Source organism: Brevundimonas vesicularis (assembly GCF_032067225.1).
Classification (GTDB): domain Bacteria; phylum Pseudomonadota; class Alphaproteobacteria; order Caulobacterales; family Caulobacteraceae; genus Brevundimonas; species Brevundimonas vesicularis_F.
Map to the genome: position 1 here is coordinate 1 of NZ_DAMBJX010000043.1, position 24114 is coordinate 24114.

A 24114-nucleotide genomic window follows, 5' to 3' on the forward strand; every position below is an offset into this window, starting at 1 on the left:
GTCCGAACACTGGCGGCCAGCGTCCCGACCGCCCCGAAGGCGGCTGGAACCGACCCGATCGGCCCGACCGCCCAAATGCTGGCGGTCAACGCCCCGACCGTCCGGGCTCGGGCTGGAACAACGGTCGTGACCGCGACCGTCAGCACCGCGAGTTCCGCCAGCGCTTCAACGGCGATCAATGGCGGCGGGATTTCTATCGCAACCACCGCTCGGACTGGTGGCGCAATGATCGGCGCTTCAGGGGTTACAACGGCGTTCGCGTCGGCTTCTACTTCGCGCCGGGCTGGGGCTACTACAGTGTGCCGCGCTCCTATTGGGGTCGGTCGTGGTCGGTCGGTCAGTATCTGCCGGACGTCTTCTGGCGCTATCAGTTGAACGACTGGCGCACCTACGGTCTGGGCTATCCGCCCGAGGGCACACGCTGGGTCTCGGTCGATAACACTCTGTATCTGATCGACGAATACGACGGCTATATTATCGACGTCATCCGTGACGCCTGGCGCTGGTAACAGCCTGACGATTTTGCACATCCGCCCGACGGCCCCGCGCCGTCGGGCTTTTTTATTGCCCCGCTTCGCTAAAGGATTGCGAACCGTGACCTTCCCGTGACCTTGTTCCGGTGCGACATCTTGTCATGCGTCATTGGATCGCCAGGTATTCGAAGCCCTCAGCTGCGCCACAAACGCCGTTCAGCCGAGATCAGCTTCAGCAATCAGCGCTTGAAACGACTTGAGACCCGCCGGACGAAAATCGGCCGCGATGCGCTCCGACGCTGGTCTTCGTCGCCATTCACGATGACGTCCGGAAGTTTTTCCGGATAGCGTTTCAACCGAAGGACATGTCCCGATGAAGATCGCACTGACCGCCCTGGCCGCCTCGATGCTGCTGGCCGGCGCCGCAACCGCCCAGCAAGCGCCCAGCGCGCCGCCGCCTCCGCCGCCCCCGCCGGTCGATCATCAGACTCCGCACCATCCGGCCCCGCCGCCGATTGATCCCGCCGTGCCTGCGCCGCCCGCGCCCCCGGCGCCGCCCCCTGTCGATGAGTCCGCTCCTCCTCCGCCGCCTGCCCCGCCCGCTGCGCCAGCGCCGACCGACCCGGATGCCCCCGTCCCGCCTGCGCCTCCGGCTCCCCCTGCACCGCCGACGCCGCCCGTCCCGCCGTCAGCCTAAACACAGAATTGAAAAGGCCCTGCGGAGCGATTCGCAGGGCCTTTGCTTTTAGTCCGACGCCTCGCCTTACAGGCCCAGCTTGGCCTTCAGGATGTCGTTGACCGCCGCCGGATTGGCCTTGCCGCCCGTGGCTTTCATGACCTGACCGACGAACCAGCCGATGGCCTGGGGCTTTTCAGCCACGGCTGCCGCCTTGTCCGGGTTGGCGGTGATGATCTCGTCCACGGCCTTTTCGATGGCGCCAGTGTCCGTGACCTGTTTCAAGCCGTGCTTCTCGACCACCTCGGCCGGCGAGCCCTCGCCGTTCCAGACGTGGTCGAAGACTTCCTTGGCGATCTTGGACGAGATGACGTTCGTCTCGATCAGCTCCACCAGTTGCGCGACATGCGCCGCCGGCAGCAGGTTCTCGCTGAAGTCCTTGCCCTCGGCCGCCAGGCGCGCCGAAACCTCATTGGTGACCCAGTTCGAAACCAGCTTGGCGTCCCGTCCCTTGGCGGCGGCTTCGAAATAGTCGGCCTTGGCCTGTTCCGAGATCAGCACGATGGCGTCATATTGCGACAGGCCATAGTCGGCCATTAGGCGCTTGCGCTTGTCGTCCGGCAACTCGGGCAGCGACGCCTTGATCTCGGCGATCCAGGCCTCTTCCAGATCCAGCGGCAGCAGGTCGGGATCGGGGAAGTAGCGATAGTCCTGCGCCTCTTCCTTGGACCGCATCGAGCGCGTCTCGCCGGCCGTCGGGTCGTACAGGCGCGTCTCCTGAGTGATCGAACCGCCGTCCTCCAGGATCTCGATCTGGCGGCGCGCCTCATACTGGATCGCTTGAGAAATAAAGCGGAAGCTGTTGACGTTCTTGATCTCGCAGCGCGTCCCCAGATAGCCGAAGTCGCCCGTCGCCTTGAACTTGTCGTAGTTGCCGGCCCGGCAAACCGACACGTTCACGTCGGCCCGCAGATTGCCCTTCTCCATGTCTCCGTCACAGGTGCCCAGATAGATCAGGATGGTCCGGATCTTCTTCACATAGGCCACCGCCTCATCCGGCGTGCGCAGGTCGGGCCGCGACACGATCTCCATCAGCGCCGTGCCGGCCCGGTTCAGATCGACGTAGCTTTCGGTCGGCGACAGGTCGTGGATCAGCTTGCCCGCATCCTGCTCCAGGTGCAGCCGCTCGATGCCGACGTTGAAGAAGCTGCCGTCCTCGGCCTCCACCTCGACCACGCCCTCGCCCACGATGGGGTAATAGAGCTGACTGATCTGATAGCCGGTCGGCAGGTCGGGATAGAAGTAGTTCTTGCGGTCGAACTGGCTGCGGCGGTTGATCTGCGCGCGCAGGCCCAGGCCCGTCTTCACCGCCTGTTCGACGCAGTGTTTGTTCAGCGTCGGCAGCATGCCGGGAAAGCCTGCATCGACCAGCGATACCTGCTCGTTCGGTCCCGCGCCAAAGCCGACGGCGGCGCCCGAGAACAGCTTGGCCTTCGACGCCACCTGGGCGTGGATTTCCAGGCCCATGACGATTTCCCAATCGCCGGTGCGGCCTTTGATGGTCTTGGTATTGTCGCTCATGCTCACCACCACTTGCCCGGCTTGGCCGTGAAGCCCGCCGCCCGTTCCAGCGCGGCGCCGACCTGGAAGACCGTCGCCTCGTCCAGCGCCTTGCCGATGACCTGAAGCCCCAGCGGCAGACCGCCGGCGTCCACGCCCGCCGGCACCGAAATGCCCGGCAGGCCGGCCAGATTGGTCGTCACCGTGAAGACGTCGTTCAGATACATGGTCAGCGGGTCGATCTGCTTGTCGCCCAGCGCGAACGCAGCCGACGGCGTGGACGGCGTCAGGATGGCGTCCACCTGGCCCCAGACGTTGTCGAAGTCCTCTGCGATGCGGCGACGCACTTTCAGCGCCTTGACGTAGTAGGCGTCGTAGAAGCCGGCCGATAGCACATACGCGCCGATGGTCAGGCGACGTTGGACCTCCTTGCCGAAGCCCTCGGCGCGCGAGGTCGCATACAGATCGTCCAGCGACTTGAAATCCTCCGCCCGGTGCCCGAACCGCATGCCGTCGTAGCGGGCCAGGTTCGAAGACGCCTCGGCCGGCGCCACGATATAATAGGTCGGCAGGGCGTATTTGGTGTGCGGCAGGCTGATCTCGACGATCTCGCAGCCGGCGTCCTTCAGCCAGGCCACGCCTTGGTCCCAAAGGGCTTGAATCTCGGCCGGCATCCCATCCACGACATATTCGCGCGGCACGCCGATGCGCAGGCCCTTGACCGACTGGCCGACCGACTGGGTCCAGTCGGGCGTGGCGATGTCCAGGCTGGTCGAATCCTTGGCGTCGAACGAGCACATGGATTGCAGCAGCAGGGCCGCGTCCTCGACCGTCTTGGTGATCGGACCGGCCTGATCCAGCGACGAGGCGAAGGCCACCATGCCGAAGCGGCTGGCGCGGCCATAGGTGGGCTTGATCCCGACCGTGCCGGTGAAGGCGGCCGGCTGGCGGATCGAACCGCCGGTGTCCGATGCGGTGGCGGCCAGGCACAGGTCGGCCGCCACAGCCGAGGCCGAACCGCCCGACGAACCGCCCGGCGTCAGTTCGGCGTTGGAGCCGGTCGATTTCCACGGGTTCTTGACCGGACCAAAGGCCGAGGTCTCGTTGGACGAGCCCATGGCGAACTCGTCCATGTTCAGCTTGCCCAGCATGACCGCCCCGTCGCGCCACAGATTGGCGGTGACGGTCGATTCATAGGGGGGCGTGAAGCCGCGCAGCATGTTGGAGCCGGCCGTCGTCTGCACGCCCTCGGTGCAGAACAGGTCCTTGATCCCCAGGGGCGCGCCTTCCAGCGCTCCGCCCTCGCCGGAGGCGATGCGGGCGTCCGACGCGCGCGCCATCTCCATCGCCTTGTCCGCCGTCACCTCGACATAGGCGTTCAGCGTCGGGTTCGCGGCCTCGATACTCGTCAGGAAGGCCTGGGTGATTTCGGCCGAGGAGAATTCCTTGGCCTTCAGCCCGTCGACGGCGCCCTTCAGGGTCAGTTTGGTCAGGTCGCTCATGACTATTCGACCACCTTGGGCACGACGAAGAATCCATCCGCCGACTTGGGCGCATTCGACAGGACCGCATCGACCTTGGCGCCGTCGGTGACGACGTCGTCGCGCAGGCGCAGCGGCTGGGCGACGTTCGAGGTCATCGGCTCCACGCCTTCGACATCCACCTGATCCAACTGCTCGATCCAGGCCAGGATGCCGTTCAGCTCCTGCGCCAGCGGCTCCAGCCGGTCCTCGGGGGTCTTGATGCGGGCGAGATGCGCAACCTTGCGCACCGTCGCAGCGTCGATGGCCATGCGGCCCTCCAACACACAAATGAAAACGAAGCGGTCGGATTAGCCGCCCGCACTGGGATTCACAAGGATCAGCCGCCCGTCGTCAGGCGTGATCTCACTGCGACGTGCTCACGGACACGGCATCCGGCGGCGTCTCGCCGCTTGAGGGGAAGTCGATCTGCACCGTGCGCTCCACCTTCAGGATATCGCCGTTCGGCCCCGCCGTGTCCTGACGCACCGCGAGGACCACGCGCCCGCCTTTCGCCTCGACGACCTTCCATTCGGCGTAGTCGCCCAAAGGATAGGCGCGCCAGCCCTCGGCCGAACCGCCGAACAGGGCGAAATAGGTCACCAGACCATTCACCGCCGGATCGCCGCCTGACAGGCTGAAGACCTTGGCGTTCTGATCCGGCAGGGCCTGCAACTGCGACACGTCGGCCGCCGTGCCGATGTCTTCGCGCGCAGCGGCCGCTCGCCGTTCGGCAGGCCCGACCGGCTTGGTGGTCGGGGGCGTGACCGCGCGTGTGATGGCGGCCGGCGTCGGCGCGACTGCCGCAGTCTGGGTATCCTGTGCGGCCGGGGTCTTCGCCGGCGCGTCGGACTGTCCGCAACCGCTCAGCACAAGCCCGAGAGCCGTCATCGCTGCTGTCGCTATGCGCATGTCATCGTCCTTCCTGTCCATCATCGTCACCATCGCCTTTGACTTCGGCCCGCGCCAGTCCTAACCGCAGGCCGTGCCCGTCCTCGACCTCCTCGACCTGCCCGCTGCCTGCCCGCCCGACACGCCGTGGATGGGGCTGGATCTGGGCGAGAAGACCATCGGCGTCGCCGTGTCGGATTCCACGCGCCTGATCGCCTCGCCGCTAGAGCTGATCCGCAAGTCCAAGTTCACGCAGGAAGCCGAACACCTGTTCAAGCTGATGGCGCATCGCAAGGTTTCGGCCCTGGTCATCGGCCTGCCCGCCAACATGGACGGCACCGAAGGTCCGCGCGCCCAGTCGTGCCGCGCCTTCGCCCGCAATCTGGAGCGGCTGCGGCCCGTCAACATCGCCTTCTGGGACGAGCGCCTGTCCACCAGCGCGGTCGAGCGCTTCCTGATCGAGGATCTGGACCTGAACCGCAAACGCCGCGCCCAGGTCGTGGACCGCACCGCCGCCGCCTGGATTCTGCAAGGGGCGTTGGACCGGGTTCGGGATCAGGCGACCTGGGTTTGACGGCCCTGATCGCCGGCGTCCTGCCGGTCTTTCTCATGATCGCCCTGGGTTACGGCCTCAGAAAGTCCGGCTTCCTGCCCGATGAGGCCTGGCGCCCAATCGAGAAGCTGTCGATCAACATCTTCTATCCCAGCTTCCTGATCCCCGCGATCTGGCACGCCGACCTCGCCGGCGGCGGCGCGACCGTGGCGGGCGCTGCGGCGGTGGGCGCGACCCTGATCGTGGCGGCGGCGACCTTGGCGGCCAAGCCCCTGATCACACTGGACGGCCCGGCCTACACCAGCGTCTTTCAGGGCGTGATCCGCTGGAACAGCTTCGTCTTCGTGCCGGTGATCCAGTCGGTCTATGGCTCGGAAGGCACGGCGCTGGCCGCGGTCGCCATCGCCTTCATCATTCCCGTCACCAACATCGCCTGCGTCGCCGTGCTGGCGAAATGGGGTTCGCTGCGGCGCGAACCTTCGGTCGTCGGCCTGATCAAGTCGATGCTGGCCAATCCGATCCTGCTGGCCTGCCTGATCGGCTTGGCGCTGAACCTGTTGCGCGTGCCGCTGATCCCTGGCCTGTCGGATGCGATGGACCTGCTGGGCGCCGCCGCCCTGCCGCTGGGCTTGATCGTCGCCGGGGCGGGGCTGTCCTTCGCCGAGGTCAAACGACGCCGCACGACCATCGCCGCCGTCAGCTTGGTCAAGCTAGGCGTCATGCCGCCGCTGATGTGGTTCATCGCCTGGACCCTGGGCGGCGACAGCCTGGCGCAGGGCATCGCCCTGATCTGCGGCGCTGCGCCCGGCTCGGCCGCCTCCTACATCCTGGCGCGTCAGATGGGCGGCGACGCGCCCCTGATCGCCGGCGTCATCGCCCTGACCACCGTGGGCAGCGCCGTGGTCATTCCCATCCTGCTGGCCCTGTTCCACTTCACCTGACTGGCGCCGCACACTGGCAATGGGAGCGACTCCCGCCTATAGCCGCGTCTCGATGACCCAGCCCGCACAAGTCACCGATCAGACCATCCGCGACCGGCTGGTTCCGTTCCCCAAACCGCACTTCCTGGCCGCATCGGACCTCGATCCGTATGTGACGCCGCAGTTGCTGGACCTGGGCGACGCCTTCGTCGACTTCAATCGCCAGTCGTCCAAGGCCCTGGACCTGCTGCACGGCCGCACGGTCGTGAACCTGTTCTTCGAGAACTCGACCCGCACCTCCTCTTCTTTCGAGATCGCCGCCAAGCGGTTGGGCGCCGACGTCGTGACCATGCCGGTCGCCTCTTCCTCGGTGAAGAAGGGCGAAACCCTGATCGACACGGCGGTGACGCTGAACGCCATGAAGCCCGACATCCTGGTCATCCGCCACTCGGCCTCGGGCGCGGCGGAGCTGCTGAGCCAGAAGGTCGGCTGCGCCGTGGTCAACGCCGGGGACGGCCGCCACGAACACCCGACCCAGGCCCTGCTGGATTTGCTGTCCATGCGCCGCGCCTTCGGCGATGTGACCAGCCTGACCGTCGCCATCTGCGGCGACATCACCCACAGCCGCGTGGCGCGATCCAATGTTGCCCTGCTGCAGATGATGGGGGCGCGCGTCCGCCTGATCGGCCCGCCGACCCTGGTGCCCGGCGACGCCGACCGCTGGGGCTGCGAGGTCTTCCATGACATGCGCGAAGGTCTGAAGGGCTGCGACGTGGTCATGATGCTGCGCTTGCAGCTGGAGCGGATGGCCGGCGCCCTGATCCCCTCGACCCGGGAATATTTCCGCTTCTGGGGCCTGGACCGCGAGAAGCTGGCCTGGGCCAATCCGGGCGCTCAAGTCATGCATCCCGGGCCCATGAACCGCGGCGTCGAGATCGATTCCGACGTGGCCGACGACCTGGACGTCTCGCTGATCCAGGATCAGGTCGAGATGGGCGTCGCCGCCCGCATGGCCGTGCTGGCCTCCCTCTCCGCCCGTTGGGGAGACGCCCGATGACCACTGTCGCCATCATCAACGCCCGTCTGCTGGATCCCGCCTCCGACTATGACGGCCCAGGCGGCCTGCTGATCCAGGACGACCGCATCAGCCGCGTGATCCACGGCCCGACGCCGGACGTGGCGGCGGATCAGATCATCGACGCCGACGGCCACTGCCTCGCGCCCGGCCTGATCGACATCCGGGTCAAGACTGGCGAACCCGGCGCCGAGCCCAAGGAGACGTTGAAGTCCGCCAGCCTGGCCGCCGCCGCCGGGGGCGTGACGACCATCGTGGTCCAGCCCGACACCGATCCCGCCGTCGACGACCCGGCGATGATCGACTTCATCCAGCGGCGCGGCGCGGCGCTGAACCTCGTCAACGTCCGCGCCGCCGGCGCTGCGACCAAGGCCCTGGACGGCCAGCGCATGGCCGAGATCGGCCTGATGGACGAGGCCGGCGCCCTTTATTTCACCGACGGCGACAAGGTCATCGTCAACAGCCGCACCCTGCAACGGGTGATGAGCTACGCCGCCGCCTTCAACGCCCTGATCGCCTGCCGACCGGCCGACCCCTGGCTGACGGAAGGCGCGGTCGCCGCCTCCGGAGAACTGGCCACGCGCCTGGGCCTTTCCGGCAGCCCTGCCATCGCCGAGCGGATCGGGCTGGAGCGCGACCTGGCCCTGGTCGAACAGACCGGCGCGCGGTTCCTGGTGGATCAGATTTCGACCGAGGGCGCGTTGGACACCCTGGCCCGCGCCCGCGCCAAGGGGCTGGAGGTCGCCGTCAGCGTCTCGATCAATCACCTTTGCTTCAACGAGGTGGACATCGGCGATTACCGCACCTTCTACCGGCTGGATCCACCCCTGCGCTCCGAGGCTGATCGCCAAGCCCTGATCGAAGCCGTGCGCGAAGGCCTGATCGACGTCATCACCTCCGCCCACGCCCCGGCCCCGGCCGAGGACAAGCGCCGTCCCTTCGCCGAGGCCGCGCCGGGCGCGATCGGCTTGGAGACTTTGCTGCCCGCCGCCCTGACCCTGCATCACGAAGACGGTCTGGATTTGCTCGACGTGCTTCGTCCCCTGACCCAGGGGCCCGCCGCCCTGCTCGGCCTCGACGCGGGCGTCCTGGCCGAGGGCGCCCCTGCCGACGTCATCCTGTTCGACGCCGGCGCGCCGGTCATCATCGACGCCGACGCCCTTCACTCCAAGTCCAAGAACTCCCCGTTCGACGGCCGCCGACTTCAGGGCAAGATGATCGGCACCTGGGTGGGCGGTCGCAAGGTCTTCTAAGGCTCAGATCAGCGCGGCCGCGCGCACGTCGCGGCCTTGGCCACCTCGGCGCCCAGCACCGATTTGACGTTCAGCGGCGTGTCGGTGGCGATCACGGTGACGCCCTGGCGCACCAGATCGCGGTATTCCGAGACGTCCCCGTCGGCGGCGTAGCGGTCGTCGCGGCGCACGCCCTCGGCGCCCAGGGTGCCGAACTGAACCTCGACGCCGGCCTCGCGCAGGGCGCGCCACAGCGCCGGACGCTCCTCGCGCGTGCCGGTCCAGGCTAGGATCTGCGCCGGGTTCAGCCCGCTCAGATCCTCCACACCGCTTAGCCCGGCTGAGATCATCATCTCCGGCGCCATGGCCGCCACCGCCCGCGCATCGGCGTCATTATAGGTGATCAGGATCACCCGGTTTCCGGCCCGCGACTGGCGCACCTGATCGATTACCGCTCGCGCCAGATCGACCGTGGTCTCACCGTCGGCGGGTTTCAGGTCGATGCTGGCGATGGCCCCCACGCGTCCGGCGGCGTCGAGCGCCTCGCCCAGCGTCGGCGGCGCGGCGCGCGTCAGGGCGCCGTCCGACGCCTTCAGCCGCGCCTGTTTCACCTGGGCCAGCGTCAGGTCCGCGACCCGCCCGCGCCCCGTGGTCGTCCGGTCCATGGTGTCGTCGTGCATCAGAACCAATCGCCGGTCCTTGGTCAGGACAGCGTCCAGTTCCAGGATCGCATTGGGGATCGCTCGGCCTGTCGCCTCGATGGCGGCGATGGAATTCTCGGGCTGGTCCAGCGCCGAAACCGCCCGGTGCGCCGAGATCGCCACGCCGCCGTCCCGCACGCAGTCGAAATAGGCCGCCAAGGCCGGACCCGATGACGGCGCAGACGCCATCGGCGGAGCGCCCACGCAACCTGTCGTCGAAAGCAGCAGCAGGGTCGCGGCGGCGGCGGAAATACGGGTCATGGATCGGCTCCGGAAAGACGCGCGGACCAAACGCTGCGCCGATCATCGGGTCAAGAGGTCGGATCGCCCTTGCTCCCGGCCGCCCCGCGACGCATTTTGCCGCAACGACACGCGGGGAGCGAATCAACGTGCAGGATCTAGTGGCCCCGGCTCTCGGGACCTTGGCGCTGGTGGCGCTGGGCGGCTATCTGCTCGGCTCGATTCCGTTCGGCGTGGTGATCACGCGTGCAGCCGGCGCCGGCGACGTGCGCAACATCGGCTCGGGCAATATCGGCGCGACCAATGTCCTTCGCACCGGCCGCAAGGATTTGGCCCTGGCCACCTTGCTGCTGGACGCCGGCAAGGGCGCGGTCGCCCTGCTGATCGCCCGTCATCTGTTAGGCAGCGAACTGGCCGGCGCCATCGCCGGCGGCGCGGCCTTCCTGGGCCACCTCTTTCCCGTCTGGCTGGGCTTCAAGGGCGGCAAGGGCGTCGCCACCTTTTATGGCCTGTTGCTGGCCGCCGCCTGGCCGCTTGGCCTGATGGCGGGGGCGGTCTGGCTGCTCTGCGCCTTCCTGTTCCGCTATTCGTCGCTGGCGGCGCTCATTTCATCGGCGACCGCGCCGCTGCTGGCGCTTCTGCCGCTCGCCGTCGTCGGCCTGCCGGTCAGCCTACCCATCCTCGCTTTGACCGTCTTCGCCGCGGTCCTGATCTGGGTTCGACATCACCAGAACATCGCCCGGCTGTTGAAGGGCGAGGAACCGCGCATCGGGGCCAAGAAGGCGTGAGCCTGGACCCGGCCGAACGCTTCGCCCGGCTGCGGCTCGCCCGCACCGACCGCATCGGCCCCGTCGCCTTCACTCAACTGATCGGCCGCTACGGCTCGGCCGTCAGTGCGCTGGACGCCCTGCCCGATCTGGTGCGCAAGTCCGGCGCCGCCTCCATTCCGCCCCCCGTCGAGGCGGTCGAACGCGAGATCGCCGCCGGCGAAGCCATCGGCGCGCGCCTGCTGGTGCTGGGCGATTCCGACTATCCCGAAATGCTGGCCGCGCTCGATCCGCCGCCGCCGATCCTGTGGACGCGCGGCCGCGTCGACCTGCTGAACCAGCCTTCGGTCGCCATCGTCGGCGCCCGCATCGCCTCGGCGGGCGGTCAACGGATCGCACGCGGCCTGGCGCAGCAACTCGGTCAGGCCGGGCATGTCGTCGTCTCGGGCATGGCGCGCGGCATCGACGCCGCCGCCCACGAAGGCGCCCTGGCGACCGGCACTGTCGCGGTCCTGGGCGGTGGCGTGAACGACATCTATCCGTCCGAACACGCCGACCTCTACGCCCGTCTGACGGAACAAGGCTGCGTCGTCTCCGAAAGCCCGGTCGGCGCCCGCGCCCAGGCGCGCGACTTCCCGCGCCGCAACCGCATCATCTCGGGCCTGTCGCGCGGCGTCGTGGTGGTCGAGGCCGAGGTTCGGTCCGGCTCCCTGATCACCGCCCGTCTCGCCGCCGAACAGGGTCGCGATGTCTTCGCCGTACCCGGATCGCCTTTGGATCCCCGCGCGCGCGGGCCGAACGAACTGCTGCGCCAGGGCGCCATCCTGTGCGAGGGGATCGAGGACATCGACCGCGCCTTCAACACCCTGCGCACCCTGCGCGAGCCGCCGGCCGATCCGATGCGATTCGACGGCGACATCGACGACGCCTTCCTCGACCGCGTCGCCGCCCTGCTGTCGCCGACACCCACCCCGCGCGACGAGATCGCCCGCGCCCTAAACGCGCCGGTGTCTCAGGTCGCCGCCGCCCTGCTGGAACTCAGCCTGACCGGCCGCGCCAATCTGCTGCCCGGCGGTCTGGCTTCTCTTTAGATCGGCGGATGACCCGCCACGCCAGCCGCCTGTTCCAGCAAGCTGGCCAGCCGCACGTCGCCCTCGTCCCGCGCCAGCCGCGCCATTTCCAGCGCCATGGCGCCGATATATTCCCGCGTCGGAAAGGCCGCCGCTTCGATATGCGCCTGGCGATCCGTTTCGCAGGCCGATTGAGGTTGCGCCGTCGCCATGATCGTCTCCGTTGTCAGGCCTACAATCTAACCGGGCCACACTAAAACACAACTACCCTAGGGTGTAAGACGACAGGTGCGATTGACTCACGGCTCCGCTCCAACCACGTTCGCGCCCCTTCCCGAGACCGGACCGTTATGAACCTCGTCATCGTCGAGAGCCCCGCAAAGGCCAAGACCATCAATAAGTATCTTGGCTCGGACTATGAGGTCCTGGCCTCGTACGGCCACGTCCGTGATCTGCCGTCCAAGGATGGCTCGGTCCTGCCCGACGACGACTTCTCCATGCATTGGGAGGCCGACGCCAAGGGCGCCAAACGCCTGTCCGAAATCGCCGAGGCCGCCAAGCGCGCCGACCGCGTCATCCTGGCGACCGACCCCGACCGCGAAGGGGAAGCCATCAGCTGGCACGTGCTGGAAGTGCTGAACAAGAAGAAGGCGTTGAAGGACACCCACGTCGAACGCGTCACCTTCAACGCCATCACCAAGTCCGCCGTGCTCGAGGCCATGGCCAATCCGCGTCAGATCGACATGGAGCTGGTCGAGGCCTATCTGGCCCGCCGCGCGCTGGACTACCTCGTCGGTTTCACCCTCTCGCCGGTCCTGTGGCGCAAGCTGCCGGGCGCGCGCTCGGCCGGCCGCGTCCAATCCGTGGCGCTGCGCATCGTCGTCGATCGCGAGATGGAGATCGAGAAGTTCAAGGCTCAGGAATACTGGTCCATCGAGGCCGACCTGAACGCCGACAGCCCGCCCTTCACCGCCCGCCTGGTCAAACACGCCGGCAAGCGGATCCAGCGTCTGGACATCAAGGACGAGGCCACGGCGTCCGCCGCCCGCGCGGCCATCGCCGCCGGCGACTTCACCATCAATGCGGTGGAGAAGAAGCCCGTCCGCCGCAATCCGGCCCCGCCCTTCACCACCTCGACCTTGCAACAGGAGGCGGCGCGCAAGCTCGGCTTCTCGGCCCAGCGCACCATGCAGGCGGCGCAGAAACTGTATGAGGGGGTCGACGAGACCGGCGGCCTGATCACCTATATGCGGACCGACGGCGTCCAGACCACGCCCGAGGGCATCGCCCAGGCGCGCGAGGTCATCAGCCAGGCGTTCGGCCCGGCCTTCGTCCCGCAAGAACCGCGCTATTACAAGACCAAGGCCAAGAATGCTCAGGAAGCGCACGAAGCGATCCGGCCGACCAACATCGCGCGCCATCCCGACAGCCTGCGCCTCGAATCCGATCTTCAGCGCCTCTATGAACTGATCTGGAAGCGGATGGTCGCCTCGCAGATGGAGGCGGCCCGGATGGACCGCACCACCGTCGACATCGAGACCGCCGACGGCCAGACGGGCCTGCGCGCCACCGGCCAGGTCGTCACCTTCGACGGCTTCCTCGCCGTCTATGAGGAAGGCCGCGACGAAAAGCAGAAGGGCGCCGAAGACGACGAGAGCGACGACACCAGCCGCCTGCCCGCGCTCAAGGAAGGCGCCAAGGCCAAGGTCGACGCCATCCGCACCGACCAGCATTTCACCGAACCGCCTCCGCGCTATTCGGAAGCCACCCTGGTCAAGAAGCTGGAAGAGCTGGGCATCGGCCGCCCCTCGACCTACGCCTCGACCCTATCGACCCTGCGCGACCGCGAATACGTCCGCGTCGACAAGAACCGCTTCTATCCCGAGGACAAGGGACGGCTGGTGACAGCCTTCCTGGAGCAGTTCTTCAGGAAGTGGGTCGAATACGACTTCACCGCCGCGCTGGAGACCCAGCTCGATGAGGTCTCGGCCGGTCAACTGGACTGGAAGGTGCTGCTGCGCAACTTCTGGCAGGACTTCCACGCCGCGACGCAAGCCGCCGGCGAACTGCGCACCACCGCCATTTTGGACGCCCTGAACGAAAGCCTCGGCGCCCACATCTTCCCGGACAAGGGCGACGGGACCGATCCGCGCGAGTGCCCCCTGTGCCACCAGGGCCAGCTCAGCCTGAAGACCAGCCGCTTCGGCGCCTTCATCGGCTGCGACCGCTATCCGGAGTGCAAATACACCCGCCCCGTCGCCAGCCCTTCGGCTGAGGACGGCTCGGCCGAGAGCGGCGACCGCGAGCTGGGCATCGATCCGGAAACGGGCCAGCCGGTCCAGCTGAAGATCGGCCGTTTCGGCCCCTACGTCGAAATCACCCCGCCCGAGGGCGACAAGCCTAAACGTTCGTCCCTGCCCAAGGGCTGGTCGCCCGCCTCCCTGTCGCTGGACCAGGCGCTGCGCCTGCTGGCCCTGCCGCGCGAGGTCGGGGTCCACCCCGAGGACGGCAAGATGATCACGGCGGGCCTGGGCCGTTACGGACCGTTCGTCCTGCACGCCGGCACCTATGCCAATGTCACGGACATCGACGAGGTGTTTGAGGTCGGCCTGAACCGCGCCGTCGCCCTGCTGGCCGAGAAGCGCGCCGGTCGTCCCGGTCGCGGCGCGGCGACGGCCCCGCTCAAGGACCTGGGCGCCCACCCGGAAACGGGCGAGCCGATCCACGTCATGGCCGGTCGCTTCGGGCCCTACGTCAAATCCGGCAAGATCAACGCCACCCTGCCGAAGGGCACGGCGCCCGAAGACCTGACCCTGGAAGACGCCCTGCCTCTTCTCGCCGCCAAGGCCGGCGCCGCACCCAAGAAGAAGGCGCCCGCCAAGAAGGCCGCCGCCCCGAAAAAGGCCGCCGCCAAGAAACCGGCCGCCAAGAAGGCTCCGGCGAAGAAGGCCCCGGCTAAAAAGACCAAGACCGCCGAGTAATCCCTTCTCCCCCAAGGGGAGAAGGGCGCCTGACTCATGGCGCGAATCCTCCCCGCGCCCTATCTTCGCCTGCTCATGCCCATCCGCCGCCTTTCCCCCGAAACCGTCAACCGCATCGCCGCCGGCGAGGTGGTCGAGCGGCCGGCCAGCGCCATCAAGGAACTGGTCGAGAACGCTCTGGACGCCGGCGGTCGCAACATCGAGATCCAGGCCGACGGCGGCGGCCTGTCGCGCATCCTGATCGCCGACGACGGCAAGGGCATTCCGCGCGAGGAACTGCCGCTGGCCATCGAACGTCACGCCACGTCCAAGCTTGAGCCTGACGACGCCGGCGACGTGGACCTGCTGCGCATCCACACCCTGGGCTTCCGGGGCGAGGCCCTGCCCTCCATCGGCTCGGTCGCCCGCCTGTCGATCACCACCCGATCGCGCGACGAGACCGACGCCTGGGCCATCACGGTCGAGGGCGGCGAGACCCGGCCCCTGGCCCCCGCCCCCTTCCCCGGCCCGCACGGCGCGCGGGTCGAGGTGCGTGACCTGTTCTACGCCACCCCCGCCCGGCTCAAATTCATGAAGTCCGAGCGGTCCGAGGCCATGGCCATCTCCGAGGAGATCAAGCGCCAGGCCATGGCGCACGAGGCCGTCGCCTTCACCCTGTCGCTGGACGGCAAGGTCACGCTGCGCCTGCCCGCCGAACATCCGGGCGACGAAGGCCGTCTGAAGCGGCTGTCCGCCCTCTTGGGTCGCGACTTCGAGGCCAACGCGCTCTTGATCGATCAAGAGCGGGACGGCGTGCGCCTGTCGGGCTATGCGGGCCTGCCCACCTATTCGCGCGGCAATGCGGCGCATCAGTATCTGTTCGTCAACGGCCGCCCGGTGAAGGACCGGCTGCTGCAAGGGGCCCTGCGCGGCGCCTACGCCGACTTCCTGGCGCGCGACCGGCACCCGGCCGCCGTCCTCTTCCTCGACATCGATCCGCTCTATGTCGACGTCAACGTCCACCCGGCTAAGGCCGAGGTCCGGTTCCGCGACCCGGCCCTGGTGCGCGGCCTGATCGTCGGCGCCCTGCGCCACGCGCTCCACGCCGCCGGCCACCGCGCCTCAACAACCGTCGCGGCTGACGCCCTGTCGGGTTTCCAGCCCCACACCGGCGTCGCATCCGGCCCCGCCTACAGCCCCAGCGCCCCGTCGGCCCAAGGGTTCAGCGGCTGGACCGGCTGGTCCCAGCCCGCCGCCGCGGCCCAGATCCTGCCCGGCCTCAACGAACGCAGCGCCCGCGTCGAATCCGGCTGGGACGGCCCGTCATGGCCGTCGCAACCCGCCCAAGACAGCGACCTCGCCACTGGCCACTCGCCACTCGCCACTCAGCCTCACGACCCCCTCGACTACCCCCTGGGCGCCGCGCGGGGTCAGCTCCACGCCAACTATATCGTCGCCCAGACCCGCGACGGCCTGGTCATCGTCGATCAGCACGCGGCGCACGAGCGGCTGGTCTATGAGCGGATGAAGGCCCAGATGGCCGAGGGGGCCGTGACCCGTCAGGCCTTGCTGACGCCCGAGGTGGTCGATCTGGACCCCGCCGAGGCCGAACGCGTCGCCGGGCGCGCCGAGGAACTGGCCGAGATGGGCCTGATCGTCGAGGCCTTCGGCGCCGGCGCCGTCCTGGTGCGCGAGACCCCGGCCATGCTGGGCGACACCGATGTCCAGGGCCTGATCCGCGACATCGCCGATGATCTGTCCGAACACGGCCAGGCCCTGTCGCTCAAGGAACGCCTCGCTGCCATCTGCGGCACCATGGCCTGCCACGGCAGCGTCCGCTCCGGCCGCGTCCTCTCGGCCCCGGAGATGAACGCCCTGCTCCGCCAGATGGAAGCCACCCCCCACTCCGGCCAATGCAACCACGGCCGCCCCACCTATGTGGAGCTGAAGCTGCACGATCTGGAGAAGCTGTTCGGGCGGCGGTGAAGGCGCTTGTTGTTGGTCGCGACTCGCATCAACGTGCCTGCACGATTTCTTAAGATCCGATCTCGCGCGAACGTGCGAATCACTCCACATTGAGTTTGCCTTGGGAGGATTGGGCCCAAGGGGACAAGGTTGATGGACGCAAGGACGATCTTCGCCGAGGCGAGGAACAACTTGCACCAGATCGCGGATTGCCCGGTGGGCATGATGAGGTCTCCATGACCGGCGTCACGACTATACGCCATAATGTTACTGCCGTGGCTGGCCTAGGCCGGAACATCATCGTGAATGCAGCTGGGGGAACGCAGGGGTTGAACGGCACCCTCCCCCGGCGCGTAACGCTTCGGCGACTGAAGGTTCGCAAGTACGCGCACTTCGATGACCCACTCGATCAGACGCAGTTAGATGCGTTGGTTTGCACCCCTCAGTCGGTCGCTAGGAACAGCTTTTTACCGCTTCTCGGATACGAGAAGAAGACACGAACCATTAACTTTGACGTCTTCCCACCGTTAGTCGACGAAAAGTCACGATCGATCCGATATGCCGGACATCTTGATTCAGCCATTTACGCAACTTACGCTTTTGCTCTTAGCGACAGGTATGAGTCCGAGCTTGGAACACGCGATATAGATGAAGCCGTTTTAGCCTACCGTGGAGGGATCGGCTACAACGTTCCGTTTGCGCGGTCATTGTTTGACGAAGTCAAAATGCGAGGCAACTGCCTAGTCCTTTGCCTAGATCTATCCAAGTTCTTCGATACTCTGGATCATAAAATTCTGCGATCAAGAGTGCTAAGCGTACTCGAGTGCGAGCGCCTTCCAGATGATTGGCATGCCATAATCCGACGACTGACTCTCTTCGAATACGTGGACGCCGAAGACGTTTCGAGGCGGCTAGGCAAACCGAAAGGTCGTCGAATATGCGGCGTCGACGCATTCCGCGAAGTAGTGCGTCCACTGATCAAGCGAAACTCGTCGAACCGAGGCATACCACAAGGCACGCCCCTCTCCGGGCTATTGGCCAACATTTACATGCTCGAACTAGACACGACAGTTCGCGATTGGCTCCGCGAGCGTGGCGGCTCTTACAGGCGTTACAGTGACGATATTGCTGTGGTGCTTCCAAGTCGGGCCCTGGAAGATGAATTTCTGACTTTTTTTCGCGATCAGATCAGCGCGATTGGCTTGGTCCTGAACGAGAAAAAGACCTGCCGGACGGAATTTGTCCGCGAGGGTCAGCGTCTGGTCTCGACCGGCGACCAACTTCAGTACCTTGGCTTCACCTTTGACGGCAAAAATATTCGTATCCGGGCCGAGAGCATGAAGGCCTTTTACGCCCGCATGAAAAGGAATTTGCGACGCTATGTTCGCGCGGCGAAACGCAAGGGAATCGCGCGCGAAGAAATACGGAAACGCGTGCTAATTGGTCGCTTCACTCACTGGGGCGACAGCCGAAATTTCATTCAGTACGGCTACCGAGCTGCTCGGGAGCTGAAGTCAGATGCCATTCGACGCCAGCTGCGTAATCACGTGAGCATATTTGACCGCTATTGGTCCAAGATGATCGATACCTACTACGGAGCCTTTGGCTAATTTTGGCGGCAAACACTCCCTCCATCCTCTTCGTCTGCCTCGGCAACATCTGTCGCTCGCCCCTCGCCGAGGCCGCTCTGCGCGCCGAGGCGGAGCGGCTGCACCTCGACCTGATCGTCGATTCCGCCGGGACCGGGGACTGGCATGCGGACGAGGCGCCGGACCCGCGGGCGCAGGCGACGGCGCGGCGGCATGGGGTCGAGATTTCGGGGTTGAGGGCGCGGCAGGTGACGCAGGCGGACTTTCGCCGCTTCACCCATGTCATCGCCCTGGACCACGAGAACCTGAAAAACCTGCGCCGCCTGCGGCCCGACGATGCGACCGCCGAGCTCAGCCTGCTGCTCGACCACGTCCCCGGCCGCGAGGGTCAGGCCGTCGCCGACCCCTATTTCGGCGACGACGACGGCTTCGAGATCACCTGGGCCGAGGTGACGGCCGCGGCGCGCGGCCTGGTCGCCAAACTGTAACCCTCCCCTCTCCCGTTGGGAAACGGGCAGCGTCGCCTCACTCTGCTGTCGGCGAAACCTTCAGGAACAGCACCCTGGCTGCGCCATAGTCGCGCGCGTCCAGCCGCTGATAGCCGGGGGTGTCGATCTCCGGCTCGTCCGAACCGCGCTCGAACACCACAAGGGCGCCGGGCTTGAGCCAGTTTCCCTCGATCAGCCGCGCCAGCGTCTGCTCCCCCAGCCCCTTGCCATAAGGCGGGTCCAGAAACGCCAGGTCGAACGCCTCGGCGATCGGGCCGGGCCGCACGCCCAGGTCCGTCGCGCTCCTGCGGTGCACCCGCGTGCGTCCCATCAGCCCATAGGCGTCGGCGTTCTCGCGGATCGCGCCGCGCGCGCCGTCGTCCGTCTCGACGAACAGGCAGAAGCCCGCGCCCCGACTGACCGCCTCGAACCCCAAGGCGCCCGAACCGGCGTAAAGGTCGATGACCCGCAGGCCTTGCAGGCTCTCGCCCCAAGCGGCGTGTTCCAGCACGTTGAACACGGCCTGGCGCGCGCGGTCCGAGGTCGGGCGCGTGCCCTGCCCCTCCGGCGCGACGATGGGCCGGCCCTTCAGGCTTCCGGCGACGATCCGCATCAGGCCGCTCCGCCAAAGCGCCGTCCGACCCACACCCGGCCGGCGATCAACAGCCCCAGCGCCAGCGCCGTCACGGCCGCCAGCAGCCCCACGCCCCGCGCCATCAAGAAGAAACTCAGCGCGCAGGCCAGTCCCGGCATCAGGGCATGGGTCACGACCACCGTGGCGCGCACCGCCCAATGCGGTCGCGGCCGGATCGCATCGGTGACGAAGGCAGCCCAGCCATAGGCGCCGGCGTGCATCACACCGACCAGCGCCACCAAGCTCAGATAGATCCAAGCCCCCTCGCCGTTGCGCGGCTGCTCGTACAGCAGGGTCGTGGCGAACGGCATGAACACCACCCCGGCCAGCGCCAGCATGTTGAACAGCATCACCCCGTTGCTGAAGCCGGTCATGCGCGCGAACACCCGCCGATGCGTGTTCCAGAAGACGCCGATGATGGCGAAGCTGAGCGCAAAGGCCGTGAACATCGGCCACCGCTCGGCCCATAGACTGGCCCACTGTCCGTTCCAGCCTTCGGGCACATGCAGTTCAATGGCCAGCAGGGTGATGGCGATGGCGAACACCCCGTCCGAAAACAGCAGCAGCCGTTCCAGGCTGTGATCGCCCTTCGCCGGGCTCAGATCCGCTGTCGTCGTCGTCATCGCCATTCCCCCTGTCGCAACCCTTGTCGTCAATCCTGCGGCGGCGCGAACTGCGCCCATAGCTCGTCCGTCGTCAGGCGCGGCCGCTCGCCCGCCAGCGCATAGGTCGCCGGCTTGCTCTCGATGCAGAACTCGTCCTCAAGGGCGAAGACCGACGGATCGTCGAACGCCTGGGCCGAAACCATGGTGATCGCCCCGTCGTTGGATCGCCAGAACAGGCCGGTCCCGCAGGCGGGGCAGAACTGCCGCGTCGCCCAATCGGACGACACATAGGTCGCCACCTCGCCCGTGACCGCGACGCTGTCGCCGCAGTCCACGCTGAACAGGATGCCGCCCGACTGCCGCCGACAGGTCGAGCAGTGGCAGGCGTGCATCCCGCCGTTCGGCGTCGCGTTGAAGGTGACCGCGCCGCACAGGCAGCGCCCGGTCGAGATCGTCATCGCTCAGTCCTCGGCGGCGATCCTCAGCGGGGCGTGCGCGGTTTGCCGCCTGGCCCGCGTCCGCTCGTTCCAGACGGACCGGCCGGCTTGCCGCCGCCGCCCGTGCGAGGCTTGAAGTCGCGGCCGCCGGTCGGCTTGCCGCCGCCCCCCCCGGCGCGAGGGCCGGAACCGGCGCGTCCCGCCGGCTTGGCGCCGGGCTTGCCGCGCCGATCGTCGATGAACTGGTCATCGCGCGGTTTGAACGCGCGCTTGGGGCGATCTCCATCCTCTCGCGCCGGACGATCGCCTGCGGGCGCGGTGCGTTCGCGCGGCTTGAAGCTCTTGGAGTGCTCGAACTTGGGCGCGGCCTTGGCCCAGCCTTCCTTCTTGGGCGGACGCTCGCGGCGCTCGACCGCGTCCGCCTGGGCCGTCTCGGCGGCGCGGACGCGGCTGGGCTTCCTGGACGGGTCCGACATGGCTGAACCCGAGCGGCCCTTGACGATGGGCGTCGACACCCGACGGCCGGGGATGGGCGCGGGCGTCTCGACCGTATTGCCGGTCGGCAGGTTCTCGGGCCGGATGTATTCAGCCAGCAGCTCGCGGATCACGCGCGGCCCGACCTCTTCCACCGACCCGACCGGCAGCACGTCGAGGCGGAACGGCCCATAGGCCAGGCGGATCAGCCGATTGACCGTCAGGCCGACGGACTCCAGCACCTTCCTGACTTCGCGGTTCTTGCCCTCGGTGATCGACACCGAGATCCACAGGTTCGCCGGCGCCTTGCCGTCCTCGGACTTGGACTCCTTGGCCTTGTCCAGCTTGGCCTCGATGGGACCATAGGACACGCCGTCCACGACCACGCCGTCCTTAAGCGCGTCCAACTGCTCCTGGGTGATCTTGCCTCGCGCCCGCGCCCGGTACTGACGCACCAGCGAGGTCGACGGCAGCTCCAGCGCCCGGCTCAGTTCGCCGTCGTTGGTCAGCAGCAGCAGGCCTTCGGTCGCCAGGTCCAGCCGTCCGACCGAGATCACGCGCGGCAAGCCGGCCGGCAAGGCGTCGAACACCGTCGGTCGTCCCGTCGGGTCGCTATGGCTGGTCAACAGGCCCGCCGGCTTGTGATAGCGCCAGACCCGCGTCGCTTGGGTCGAACCGATGGGCTTGCCGTCCACGGTGATCACGTCGTCGCGCGTCACCAGGGTCGCGGGCGTGTCCAGGATGCGGCCGTTGACCGCCACCTTGCCCAGACCGATCAGCCGTTCGACCTCGCGGCGCGAGGCGATGCCGGCGCGGGCCATGGTCTTGGCGATTCGCTCGGCGCGCAGAGGCGTCTCAGGCGTCTTGGACTTGCCGTCCTTGCCGCCCCCATCGCTGCGCGGCTTGTCGGTGCGGGGCCGGTCGCTGCGGGGGCGGTCGGCCTTGTCGCCGAACCGCTTGGCGCCGTCTTCGCGAGGGCCGCGCGGCTTGTCGCCGAATGATCTCGTCCCGTCGCCGCTCTTGCGGGGACCGGAGGATTTAAAGGGCCGGGGCGACCGTTCGTCTTGACGGGCGCGGGGCTTCTTGTCGTTGTCGTCTGTATGGCGGACCATGATGAGCGGTTCATGCGCATGGCGCTGGACCAAGCGCAAGCGGCGGCGGACGCAGGAGAGGTGCCCGTGGGCGCAATTCTTGTCGATCCTGCCTCAGGTGAGGTAATTTCGACCGGCGCCAATGGTCCGATTGCGGCTCGCGACCCCACCGCCCATGCCGAGATCGTCGCCATGCGGCGCGCGGCGACGGCGCTGGACAACTATCGCCTGACCGGCCTGACCCTCTATGTGACGCTGGAGCCCTGCGCCATGTGCGCCGGGGCCATCAGCCACGCCCGCATCGGCCGCGTGGTCTGGGCCGCCGACGATCCCAAGGGCGGCGCCATCATCCACGGCCCGCGTCTGTTCGAACAACCCACCTGCCACTGGCGTCCCCGCACGGACTCAGGTCTTCTGGCGAATGAGGCGTCCAGCCTGCTCAAGTCGTTCTTCCGCCTGCGACGAGGAACGGCGGGAGGCGGCGCACGTTAGAACGCCGCGAAAAGCTGCGCCGTTGGGCGGGGCTGTGGAGGAAAAGACCTTGTTCAAGCCGGATCTGCCGCAGTCGATCGTGTTCAGCGGCTTAGCCGCCCTGGCCCTTCTCACCGCCTGCGGCGCCGATCCGGACAAGGCGCCGCGCACCGGCGACGAGGTCAAGGAACGCGCCATCCAGGCCCAGACCGCCCGCCAGCGCACCGGCGCCGAAATCCAGGACCGCACCCTGAACCGCGTCGTCCACACCGTCTATCTGTGCGACAACGGCGAGCGCCTGTCGGTCGATTTCGACAACCCGCGCCAGATGGCCACCATCCGCAACTCGTCCGGCGAGGCCATCGACCTGTATCAGGAGCGCGCCGCCGACGGCATCTGGTACCGCGCTTCCAACGTCGAACTGCGCGGCAAAGGCGTCCTCGCCACTTGGTCCGTCGAAGGCCGTCAGCCGACGGAATGCCGGGCGGTCGACTAAGCGAAGGCCGCTAACCGCCGGTCTAGCGCCCGGCGCACGGAGGGCCAGTCGTCGTCGATGACGGCGAACATGGCGGTGTCGCGCGCCCGGCCGGTCCAGGTGATCTTGTGCTTGCGCAGCACGCCTTCGGCCTTGGCGCCTAGTTTCAGGATGGCGGCCTGGCTCTGGGCGTTGACGGCGTCTGTGATGATCTCGACCCGCACTGCGCCGGCGTCGAAGGCGTGGCCCAGCAACAGCCGTTTGCAGGCCGGGTTGATCGCCCCTCCCCGCGCCTCGGGCCGATAGAAGGTCGAGCCGATCTCGCAGCGGCGATAGGCGGGGTTGATCTCATACAGGCTGGTCGTCCCGACCACCGCCCCATCGGACAGCCGCCGCACCGCATAGGCGATCCGCGTCTGCGCCTCCATCGCCGCCATCGCGGCGTTCCACCACGCCTCGAAATGATCGCCATAGGCGGGCGCCACCATGATCTCCCAGGCGTCGGGATCGCAATCCAGAGCCGCGCGGACCTCGGCTTTCAACCCGTCCTCAAACGGCTCCAGCCGCACGAACCGATCCTCCAGCTGCCCCATGCCGATCCGCATCACGCGGTCGCGCCTTCCTCGATCAGGAAGGCCCGCACCTTGGCCGCATCCACGCCCTTGGCGACGAAGGCCTGGCCGATGCCGCGCGCCAGGATCAGGGTCAGCGCCCCGCCCTCGGCCTTCTTGTCCCCGGCCATCAGGGCCAGCAGTCGGTCGGCCGCGAACGATCCTGCCTGATCCAGCCGCGTCGGCAGCCCAGCCGCCGCGACCACCGTCTCGACACGCGCCACGTCGTCCGCCGAACACAGGCCCTCACCCGCCGAATAGCGGAAGGCCATGCAGCAGCCCAAGGCTACCGCCTCGCCGTGCGCCAGCGCCCCTTCGTCGAAGCCGACCTCGGTCTCGATCGCATGGCCGAAGGTGTGGCCCAGGTTCAGCAAGGCGCGTCGCCCCGCCTCCTTCTCGTCCTCGCCGACCACCGCGCTCTTGATCTCGACCGAGCGGATCACCGCCCGTTCCAGCGCCGCCGCATCGCCCTTAGCGCCCGCCGCCCCCTCGCCCGCCAGCCAGTCGAAGAAGGCCGCGTCGCAGATCAGCCCGTGTTTCAGCACCTCGGCCCAGCCGGACCTCACCTGGCGTTCCGGCAGGGTCGCCAGCACGTCGATGTCGGCCAGCACCAGACGCGGCTGATGGAAGGCGCCG

At 67.5% G+C, this 24114-nt stretch carries 26 protein-coding genes; 14 read left to right on the plus strand and 12 right to left on the minus strand.

Going from position 1 to position 24114, the window contains the following annotated elements; genetic code table 11:
* Positions 1 to 509, plus strand: a 509-nt coding sequence (locus RT123_RS11400) for an RcnB family protein (protein ID WP_313009237.1), incomplete at its 5' end; no start/stop codon positions are given.
* Between the two features lie 337 nt (positions 510 to 846).
* Positions 847 to 1170, plus strand: a complete 324-nt coding sequence (locus tag RT123_RS11405) for a hypothetical protein (RefSeq protein WP_313009239.1) — start codon at positions 847 to 849, stop codon at positions 1168 to 1170.
* Positions 1171 to 1236: 66 nt separating this feature from the next.
* On the opposite strand, the gene gatB is transcribed toward RT123_RS11405, so the two are convergent.
* The 4 genes from gatB to RT123_RS11425 all read right to left on the minus strand — a co-directional run bounded on the left by gatB (position 1237) and on the right by RT123_RS11425 (position 5141).
* Entirely contained in the window at positions 1237 to 2730 is a 1494-nt protein-coding gene (gene gatB / locus RT123_RS11410; RefSeq protein ID WP_313009240.1) for an Asp-tRNA(Asn)/Glu-tRNA(Gln) amidotransferase subunit GatB, read from the minus strand.
* A gap of 2 nt (positions 2731 to 2732) precedes the next feature.
* The gene (gene gatA, locus RT123_RS11415; RefSeq protein WP_313009241.1) at positions 2733 to 4211 is read right to left on the minus strand and encodes an Asp-tRNA(Asn)/Glu-tRNA(Gln) amidotransferase subunit GatA; all 1479 of its coding nucleotides are present in this window, start codon (positions 4209 to 4211) and stop codon (positions 2733 to 2735) included.
* A 2-nt stretch (positions 4212 to 4213) separates the two neighbouring features.
* Positions 4214 to 4501, minus strand: coding sequence for an Asp-tRNA(Asn)/Glu-tRNA(Gln) amidotransferase subunit GatC (gene gatC, locus RT123_RS11420; protein ID WP_039247681.1), 288 nt, complete (start codon positions 4499 to 4501; stop codon positions 4214 to 4216).
* 94 nt (positions 4502 to 4595) lie between these two features.
* Complete coding sequence (locus RT123_RS11425; protein ID WP_295173733.1) at positions 4596 to 5141, minus strand: hypothetical protein; 546 nt, start codon at positions 5139 to 5141, stop codon at positions 4596 to 4598.
* A gap of 73 nt (positions 5142 to 5214) precedes the next feature.
* On the opposite strand from RT123_RS11425, the gene ruvX reads away from it, so the two are divergent.
* The 4 genes from ruvX to pyrC are packed head-to-tail and all read left to right on the plus strand — an operon-like array spanning position 5215 to position 8921.
* Positions 5215 to 5694: a Holliday junction resolvase RuvX gene (gene ruvX, locus RT123_RS11430; protein ID WP_017506485.1), complete on the plus strand. Its 480-nt coding sequence runs from the start codon at positions 5215 to 5217 to the stop codon at positions 5692 to 5694.
* Positions 5691 to 6614, plus strand: coding sequence for an AEC family transporter (locus RT123_RS11435; protein WP_313009244.1), 924 nt, complete (start codon positions 5691 to 5693; stop codon positions 6612 to 6614). Before ruvX ends, RT123_RS11435 begins: the two co-directional genes overlap by 4 nt.
* A 52-nt stretch (positions 6615 to 6666) precedes the next feature.
* Complete coding sequence (locus RT123_RS11440) at positions 6667 to 7650, plus strand: aspartate carbamoyltransferase catalytic subunit (RefSeq protein ID WP_313009246.1); 984 nt, start codon at positions 6667 to 6669, stop codon at positions 7648 to 7650.
* The gene (gene pyrC, locus RT123_RS11445; RefSeq protein WP_313009247.1) at positions 7647 to 8921 is read left to right on the plus strand and encodes a dihydroorotase; all 1275 of its coding nucleotides are present in this window, start codon (positions 7647 to 7649) and stop codon (positions 8919 to 8921) included. The genes RT123_RS11440 and pyrC overlap by 4 nt, the downstream gene beginning before the upstream one ends.
* A gap of 8 nt (positions 8922 to 8929) precedes the next feature.
* On the opposite strand, the gene RT123_RS11450 is transcribed toward pyrC, so the two are convergent.
* Positions 8930 to 9862 carry a glycerophosphodiester phosphodiesterase family protein gene (locus tag RT123_RS11450; RefSeq protein WP_313009249.1) on the minus strand — a complete coding sequence of 311 codons (933 nt, stop codon included), beginning with the start codon at positions 9860 to 9862 and terminating at the stop codon, positions 8930 to 8932.
* A 128-nt stretch (positions 9863 to 9990) separates the two neighbouring features.
* On the opposite strand from RT123_RS11450, the gene plsY reads away from it, so the two are divergent.
* On the plus strand, positions 9991 to 10629 hold the full coding sequence (gene plsY, locus RT123_RS11455; RefSeq protein WP_199061176.1) for a glycerol-3-phosphate 1-O-acyltransferase PlsY: 639 nt from the start codon (positions 9991 to 9993) through the stop codon (positions 10627 to 10629).
* Complete coding sequence (gene dprA, locus RT123_RS11460; RefSeq protein WP_313009250.1) at positions 10626 to 11699, plus strand: DNA-processing protein DprA; 1074 nt, start codon at positions 10626 to 10628, stop codon at positions 11697 to 11699. Before plsY ends, dprA begins: the two co-directional genes overlap by 4 nt.
* On the opposite strand, the gene RT123_RS11465 is transcribed toward dprA, so the two are convergent.
* Complete coding sequence (locus RT123_RS11465) at positions 11696 to 11890, minus strand: hypothetical protein (RefSeq protein ID WP_307511650.1); 195 nt, start codon at positions 11888 to 11890, stop codon at positions 11696 to 11698. The genes dprA and RT123_RS11465 overlap by 4 nt on opposite strands.
* A 138-nt stretch (positions 11891 to 12028) precedes the next feature.
* Between RT123_RS11465 and topA the strand changes: the two genes are divergently transcribed.
* The 4 genes from topA (at position 12029) to RT123_RS11485 (ending at position 18680) form a co-directional block, all read left to right on the plus strand.
* Positions 12029 to 14659, plus strand: a complete 2631-nt coding sequence (gene topA / locus RT123_RS11470; protein WP_313009252.1) for a type I DNA topoisomerase — start codon at positions 12029 to 12031, stop codon at positions 14657 to 14659.
* A 75-nt stretch (positions 14660 to 14734) separates the two neighbouring features.
* Positions 14735 to 16624, plus strand: coding sequence for a DNA mismatch repair endonuclease MutL (mutL, locus tag RT123_RS11475; RefSeq protein ID WP_313009264.1), 1890 nt, complete (start codon positions 14735 to 14737; stop codon positions 16622 to 16624).
* A gap of 215 nt (positions 16625 to 16839) precedes the next feature.
* Complete coding sequence (gene drt2 / locus RT123_RS11480; protein WP_313009253.1) at positions 16840 to 18213, plus strand: antiviral reverse transcriptase Drt2; 1374 nt, start codon at positions 16840 to 16842, stop codon at positions 18211 to 18213.
* Positions 18214 to 18215: 2 nt separating this feature from the next.
* Positions 18216 to 18680 carry a low molecular weight protein-tyrosine-phosphatase gene (locus RT123_RS11485; RefSeq protein WP_313009254.1) on the plus strand — a complete coding sequence of 155 codons (465 nt, stop codon included), beginning with the start codon at positions 18216 to 18218 and terminating at the stop codon, positions 18678 to 18680.
* Between the two features lie 37 nt (positions 18681 to 18717).
* On the opposite strand, the gene rsmD is transcribed toward RT123_RS11485, so the two are convergent.
* Genes rsmD through RT123_RS11505 form a run of 4 tightly spaced genes read right to left on the minus strand, consistent with a single transcriptional unit; the run spans position 18718 to position 21942 of the window.
* Positions 18718 to 19293, minus strand: a complete 576-nt coding sequence (rsmD, locus tag RT123_RS11490; protein WP_313009256.1) for a 16S rRNA (guanine(966)-N(2))-methyltransferase RsmD — start codon at positions 19291 to 19293, stop codon at positions 18718 to 18720.
* Positions 19293 to 19937, minus strand: a complete 645-nt coding sequence (locus RT123_RS11495; RefSeq protein ID WP_313009257.1) for a TMEM175 family protein — start codon at positions 19935 to 19937, stop codon at positions 19293 to 19295. Before RT123_RS11495 ends, rsmD begins: the two co-directional genes overlap by 1 nt.
* A 29-nt stretch (positions 19938 to 19966) precedes the next feature.
* Positions 19967 to 20377, minus strand: a complete 411-nt coding sequence (locus RT123_RS11500) for a GFA family protein (protein WP_313009259.1) — start codon at positions 20375 to 20377, stop codon at positions 19967 to 19969.
* A gap of 23 nt (positions 20378 to 20400) precedes the next feature.
* A complete protein-coding gene (locus tag RT123_RS11505) occupies positions 20401 to 21942 on the minus strand; it encodes a pseudouridine synthase (RefSeq protein WP_313009260.1) in 1542 nt (513 codons plus the stop codon).
* Between the two features lie 12 nt (positions 21943 to 21954).
* Between RT123_RS11505 and tadA the strand changes: the two genes are divergently transcribed.
* On the plus strand, positions 21955 to 22413 hold the full coding sequence (gene tadA / locus RT123_RS11510) for a tRNA adenosine(34) deaminase TadA (RefSeq protein WP_313009265.1): 459 nt from the start codon (positions 21955 to 21957) through the stop codon (positions 22411 to 22413).
* Positions 22414 to 22462: 49 nt separating this feature from the next.
* Positions 22463 to 22888 carry an MliC family protein gene (locus RT123_RS11515; RefSeq protein WP_082464998.1) on the plus strand — a complete coding sequence of 142 codons (426 nt, stop codon included), beginning with the start codon at positions 22463 to 22465 and terminating at the stop codon, positions 22886 to 22888.
* Here RT123_RS11515 and RT123_RS11520 read toward each other — a convergent pair.
* Together RT123_RS11520 and RT123_RS11525 are read right to left on the minus strand one after the other, a co-directional pair.
* Positions 22885 to 23472, minus strand: coding sequence for a GNAT family protein (locus RT123_RS11520; protein ID WP_313009267.1), 588 nt, complete (start codon positions 23470 to 23472; stop codon positions 22885 to 22887). The genes RT123_RS11515 and RT123_RS11520 overlap by 4 nt on opposite strands.
* A partial coding sequence (locus RT123_RS11525; protein WP_313009262.1) for a 3-dehydroquinate synthase family protein occupies positions 23472 to 24114 on the minus strand: 643 nt, incomplete at its 5' end. The genes RT123_RS11520 and RT123_RS11525, both read right to left, overlap by 1 nt.

What these genes read in the sequence shown, in the direction of transcription:
- RT123_RS11405 (WP_313009239.1), top strand. Translation starts at nt 847, where the DNA reads ATGAAGATCGCACTGACCGCCCTGGCCGCCTCGATGCTGCTGGCCGGC.
- gatB (WP_313009240.1), bottom strand. Translation starts at nt 2,730, where the DNA reads ATGAGCGACAATACCAAGACCATCAAAGGCCGCACCGGCGATTGGGAA.
- gatA (WP_313009241.1), bottom strand. Translation starts at nt 4,211, where the DNA reads ATGAGCGACCTGACCAAACTGACCCTGAAGGGCGCCGTCGACGGGCTG.
- gatC (WP_039247681.1), bottom strand. Translation starts at nt 4,501, where the DNA reads ATGGCCATCGACGCTGCGACGGTGCGCAAGGTTGCGCATCTCGCCCGC.
- RT123_RS11425 (WP_295173733.1), bottom strand. Translation starts at nt 5,141, where the DNA reads ATGCGCATAGCGACAGCAGCGATGACGGCTCTCGGGCTTGTGCTGAGC.
- RT123_RS11440 (WP_313009246.1), top strand. Translation starts at nt 6,667, where the DNA reads ATGACCCAGCCCGCACAAGTCACCGATCAGACCATCCGCGACCGGCTG.
- pyrC (WP_313009247.1), top strand. Translation starts at nt 7,647, where the DNA reads ATGACCACTGTCGCCATCATCAACGCCCGTCTGCTGGATCCCGCCTCC.
- RT123_RS11450 (WP_313009249.1), bottom strand. Translation starts at nt 9,862, where the DNA reads ATGACCCGTATTTCCGCCGCCGCCGCGACCCTGCTGCTGCTTTCGACG.
- RT123_RS11465 (WP_307511650.1), bottom strand. Translation starts at nt 11,890, where the DNA reads ATGGCGACGGCGCAACCTCAATCGGCCTGCGAAACGGATCGCCAGGCG.
- topA (WP_313009252.1), top strand. Translation starts at nt 12,029, where the DNA reads ATGAACCTCGTCATCGTCGAGAGCCCCGCAAAGGCCAAGACCATCAAT.
- mutL (WP_313009264.1), top strand. Translation starts at nt 14,735, where the DNA reads ATGCCCATCCGCCGCCTTTCCCCCGAAACCGTCAACCGCATCGCCGCC.
- drt2 (WP_313009253.1), top strand. Translation starts at nt 16,840, where the DNA reads ATGACCGGCGTCACGACTATACGCCATAATGTTACTGCCGTGGCTGGC.
- rsmD (WP_313009256.1), bottom strand. Translation starts at nt 19,293, where the DNA reads ATGCGGATCGTCGCCGGAAGCCTGAAGGGCCGGCCCATCGTCGCGCCG.
- RT123_RS11495 (WP_313009257.1), bottom strand. Translation starts at nt 19,937, where the DNA reads ATGACGACGACGACAGCGGATCTGAGCCCGGCGAAGGGCGATCACAGC.
- RT123_RS11500 (WP_313009259.1), bottom strand. Translation starts at nt 20,377, where the DNA reads ATGACGATCTCGACCGGGCGCTGCCTGTGCGGCGCGGTCACCTTCAAC.
- RT123_RS11505 (WP_313009260.1), bottom strand. Translation starts at nt 21,942, where the DNA reads ATGGTCCGCCATACAGACGACAACGACAAGAAGCCCCGCGCCCGTCAA.
- tadA (WP_313009265.1), top strand. Translation starts at nt 21,955, where the DNA reads ATGCGCATGGCGCTGGACCAAGCGCAAGCGGCGGCGGACGCAGGAGAG.
- RT123_RS11520 (WP_313009267.1), bottom strand. Translation starts at nt 23,472, where the DNA reads ATGCGGATCGGCATGGGGCAGCTGGAGGATCGGTTCGTGCGGCTGGAG.